The organism is Desulfosporosinus sp. OT (assembly GCF_000224515.1).
Taxonomy (GTDB): Bacteria; Bacillota; Desulfitobacteriia; order Desulfitobacteriales; family Desulfitobacteriaceae; genus Desulfosporosinus.
Genome location: NZ_AGAF01000087.1, coordinates 1 through 4972 on the forward strand (window position 1 = coordinate 1; position 4972 = coordinate 4972).

General features: G+C 47.0%; 2 protein-coding genes and 1 pseudogene. All 3 read right to left on the reverse strand.

What is annotated here, in order from left to right:
* Positions 1-5 precede the first annotated feature (5 nt).
* A complete protein-coding gene (locus tag DOT_RS08045) occupies positions 6-1451 on the reverse strand; it encodes an NADH-quinone oxidoreductase subunit N (protein WP_009616805.1) in 1446 nt (481 codons plus the stop codon).
* The gene (locus DOT_RS08050) at positions 1451-2992 is read right to left on the reverse strand and encodes an NADH-quinone oxidoreductase subunit M (RefSeq protein WP_009616807.1); all 1542 of its coding nucleotides are present in this window, start codon (positions 2990-2992) and stop codon (positions 1451-1453) included. The genes DOT_RS08045 and DOT_RS08050 overlap by 1 nt, the downstream gene beginning before the upstream one ends.
* A pseudogene (gene nuoL, locus DOT_RS08060) lies at positions 2992-4951 on the reverse strand (NADH-quinone oxidoreductase subunit L). Before nuoL ends, DOT_RS08050 begins: the two are co-directional and overlap by 1 nt.
* Positions 4952-4972 lie beyond the last annotated feature (21 nt).

The window sequence follows — 4972 nt, forward strand, 5'->3', positions numbered from 1 at the left end:
TAGTTCTAATTGATTAAACTCTGAGCCGCCGCAATTGCCATTTGAGCCAAAGGAGTCGGATAAATACCAATTGCTAACGTGATCAGCATAGTAAATACCATTGTGAATTTCACCGCTCCGTGAACTGGAACATCCGGCAACCCTTCACCTTCTCCAAGGAACATCACCTTGACAACAGATAGGTAATAGTACACAGACACCATGCTCATCACGAAACCGATATAGGCAATCGCCGTATACCCTTGGTCCATGACAGCCGAGAATAGATAGAACTTCCCTACAAATCCAGCGAGTGGTGGAATCCCTGCTAGGGATAATAAAGAGGTCGTCATAACCACCGCTGCCAATGGTGAGCGGCGAGCTAAGCCTGCAAAGTCTTTAATCTGGTCACTACCTTGCATTTCAGAGACGTGAGTCGCTACTGCAAATGCTCCCATATTGGCGAAGACATAAATCATCGCATAGAAGAGAACACCTTTGACTCCCGCCACCGATGCGGCAATAATACCCACCATGATATAACCCGCTTGAGCAACGCTCGAGAAGGCCATTAAGCGTTTGATGTTCGTTTGAGGGATAGCGATTAAGTTTCCGATAATCATTGTTAGGGCAGCTAAAACAACTAATAATGTTTGTCCAGTGCTTGAAAAGGCTTGACTGTTCATCATTAAGAGGTATACCCGAATCAGCACAGCAAAGGCTGCTGCTTTTGAAGCAATGGCCAAGAAAGCTGTGACAGGGGTAGGTGCCCCCTCATAGATGTCCGGAGCCCAGAGGTGAAACGGTACCAAGGAGATCTTAAAGCCTAAGCCGGCAAGAAGAAAAACAGTTGCCAGGAACGATGCGGGTGTCAGGGTTGCCCCTAGCCCACTAACAATTTCTGTATACTGAGTTGATCCGGTCAACCCGTAAATAAGACTGACACCGTAGAGTAAAATTGCCGAAGATGTGGCACCAAGCACAAGATACTTGATACCTGCTTCTGAAGAACGCGCATCATCGGCCAAATAGGCGACGAGTATATAGAAGGAAATTGTCATCAGTTCGAGGCCGACATACATCGAAATGAGTTCGCCGGCTCCGGCCATGAGCATCATTCCCAACGTCGCAGTTAAAATCAAAGAATAGAACTCTCCACGGTGATTAGCTAATTTCTGGATATATCCCCCTGAAGAGAGGACAACCAGAAGAGCCGCCGCTAAGAAGAGCACTTTGAAATAGACTGCGAATTGATCGTGATAATACAGACCACCTAAGAATAAGGCTTTTGAACCATGGAAAAAGTCAAAGAGAGTATAGCTGAGAACCCCTATTAATGAGAATGCAGTGAGTGGCATCATGCCTTTTCGCGCGCCAGCTGGAATCAGTAGTCCAATGGCCAACAGAATCAAGGCTAAAGCGGCCATCGCAATTTCAGGCGTGAGCACTGTAGCAATATTGAAATCTACCATTAGAACAACCCTCCCATCTTCACTTGACTCACTGTCTCGAGGACTTTGGCTAGGCCAGAGGAGTAGACTCCACTATTAATCATGCCAAATAAAATGTTCGGGAATATCCCTGCAATAAAGATCACGAACACACACACGACCATTGGAACTAACTCGGGTCCCCGAATGTCAACCAGATGGTCCCATTCCGGACGACGTGGTCCAAACAGAACATTGGCAATCATCCGTAAGATATAGACAGCTGTGAAGATAATCCCGAAAATCCCCAGTATCGCCAGTGCGGGGAAGACATGGATTGTACCCATAAAGATGGTAAGTTCTGAGATAAAATTAACGGTACTCGGCAAGCCCAGCGAGGCCATACCTGCCAGCAAAAGGCCATAGCCTAAGCGCGGCATTTGGTGGGCGAGTCCACCCAAATCAGCGATATTGCGTGTATGAGTCTTTTCGTAGATAAATCCGATCATCGAGAAGATGAGGGCGGACATGACTCCATGCGCAAACATCATGGCTACAGCACCGTTCATCGCGGTTGGGTTCATGGCCGCCAGAGCGATAAGAACATACCCCATGTGGCTCACAGACGAATAACCGACGACGTACTTGAGGTCCTTTTGAGCCAAGGCGATGAACGCTGCATAAAGCACGTTACAAATGGCCAAGAAGGCGATGATCGGGGCCCAGTACTTTGCTCCGAGGGGGAGTACAAAGATCCCTAAGCGGATTAATCCATAGCCCCCAATTTTCTTTAAGACTCCAGCATGAATCATACTAACGGCCGTTGGAGCCCCAGCATAACCATCAGGAGACCAAGAGTGGAAGGGAAACATAGAAATCAATGATCCGAAACCAAAGAGCATTAAGCCAAAGGCAACCTTTTGGAATGAGGGACTATAGAGGTCTTGCCTTAGTGCTAACTGGTCAAACATAAAGGTGGGATGACCATTTTTAGCTGCAGCCAAATAAAGGGCGATCATACCAACTAGAAGGAAAGCTGATCCAATGAGCAAGTAAATTGTCAGCTTCATACCGGCGTATTCCTTGCTAACCCGCTTCGTGCTTCCCCAGATGATGACCATGATATAGATTGGGATAACCACGATCTCATAGAAGAGGAAGAAGATAAACAAGTCACGCGCGATAAACGTCCCCATAACACCTGTGATCAAGATCAGCAGCAAGGCAAAAAACTCCTTGACCCGCTTTTCCATATTCCAGGAGGCATAGACAGACGAAAAACCAATAATGTTCGTCAGAAGAAGCATTGGTAAACTGATTCCATCAACTCCTAATGCCAAATTGACACCGAGATCTGGAATCCAAGGGATCGTTAAGGTAAACTGCATTCCACCCGTTGCAAGGTCATATGCAAAGAAAGCATATAGGGAGAGGACCAGGGAGAGAAGCGTGCCAATGGCTGCTATGATCTTAATTGTCTTACCCTCTTCTTTGGGCAGGAAAACAATCATTAACATGGCCAAGACCGGCGCGAGCAGGATAGCAGGCAGAAGGAGTGAACCCGTTGTTGGCAGTGCTGACATTATTTCACACCTCCTAGCGTCGCTAAGGGGTTAAGTGACGTCAGTTGACCTTCCCCAAATGCGAAGACCATGAATATAACGACCACTGCGAAGAAAAACACCATAGCATAGGTTTGGAGTTGACCGGTACTTGTTCGGCGCAGTGTTTTCGCACTACCGCGCGTGATGAAGGCGATCCCGTTGATAATCCCGTCAACAACAAAGATGTCAAACCAGTACAAGACTTTCGCAATACCGCCCATTATATTATTGATAATCCAGAGGTATAATTCATCAATGTAGTATTTATTTTGGAGTACTTTATAAACCCTTGGGAAGCGGGCCACAATACTCTCTGCGGAAATAGCTTTTTTGAAGGTAGATAAGCCAAGCGAGTCCGATCCCAAGAAGTCCGGCAACCACTGAAACTCCGGCCATACCCCAGTCGATCGCTTCTCTCTCGAATTCGTGTCCACTCGCAAGATAATGGACAAAGAAAGCGAAGTTATGCTCCGGTAAGGCTGCCCAGCCACCGACAACACTAAAGAACGCGAGAATTATGAGTGGAATTGTCATGGTCTTAGGGGATTCATGAGGATGATTTTCTGGTTTTTCAGGTCCACAAAACGCCACAAAGAACAAGCGGCACATGTAGAACGCTGTCAGGAAGGCCGTAAACAGACCCACTGCATAAACTACTGGATGCCCGTTGTGCAGTGAGTTGGCTAGAATCTCGTCTTTGGAGAAGAATCCAGCAAACGGTGGGACTCCTGAAATAGCCATAACACCAATGAAGAACGTCCAACCGGTAATCGGCATCTTTTTCCAAAGACCACCCATATCCCAGATATTTTGTTTTTCATGCATCGCATGAATCACCGAACCAGCACCTAAGAACATTAAGGCCTTAAAGAAGGCATGAGTCATTAGGTGGAACATGGATCCTGAGTACGAACCCACACCAAGGGCAAACATCATATAACCAAGTTGGCTCAAGGTAGAAAACGCCAAGATCCGTTTTATGTCGTCTTGCGCAATCGCGATGGACGCCGCAAAGATGGCTGTGAAGGCACCGACATTGGCAATAAACTGCAGAGCGGATGGGTCTGCGTGATCAAATAGGAAATACATCCGAGCCACTAAGTATACCCCTGCCACTACCATGGTAGCGGCGTGAATCAGTGCACTCACCGGCGTAGGACCTTCCATAGCGTCTGGTAGCCAGACATGCAATGGAAATTGTCCGGATTTCCCTATGGGTCCCATAAAGACCAGGAACGCCATGACGGTCACATAGGATGCAGTTCCTATAACTGCGACATTCTGAATATTGGTGTTCAGAGCCGCTGAGAGCGCTACGAAATCGAGCGTCCCGAACTTAGTATAGAGGAAAAGTATTCCGAGTAGTAAACCAAAGTCCCCAACACGAGTTGTCATGAAGGCTTTCTTCGCCGCTTCTCGCGCTGACACTTTGAAGTACCAGAAACCAATCAGCAAGTAGGAACATAGTCCAACCAATTCCCAGCAGATAAAGAGTTGTAACAAATTGGTGGCTAGAACCATTGCTAGCATAGAGGATGCAAACAGTGATTGATACGCATAGTAACGCGACCAGCCCTTGTCTCCATGCATATACCCCAAAGAATAGATTTGGACCATCGAGGCTACCAGGGTAACAACAAACAACATCATGCCACTTAGGGGATCGACAACGGTACCAAAATCGATCTTTAGACCCCCAATGTTTAGCCAATTCACGTTTACGATCGCAGCATGTTCCACAATTTCCGCACCTGACTGAATAATGCCTACAGCAATTGCTATAGCCAAACAAAGCGAGGTAAGGATCGCGAGGATCGACACTGTGGAAGACAGTCCTTTGGATCGCTTCGTGACAAAGGCGATGAGTAGAAACGACAGGAAGGGCAAAGCAGGAATTAACCATGCCCACCGAAAGAGATCATGCATTTCCTTGAACACCTACCTTCTCCATAGTCTCTC

Excerpts from the sequence above, each read along its gene's own strand:
- DOT_RS08045 (WP_009616805.1), bottom strand. The coding sequence starts at position 1,451 with ATGGTAGATTTCAATATTGCTACAGTGCTCACGCCTGAAATTGCGATG.
- DOT_RS08050 (WP_009616807.1), bottom strand. The coding sequence starts at position 2,992 with ATGTCAGCACTGCCAACAACGGGTTCACTCCTTCTGCCTGCTATCCTG.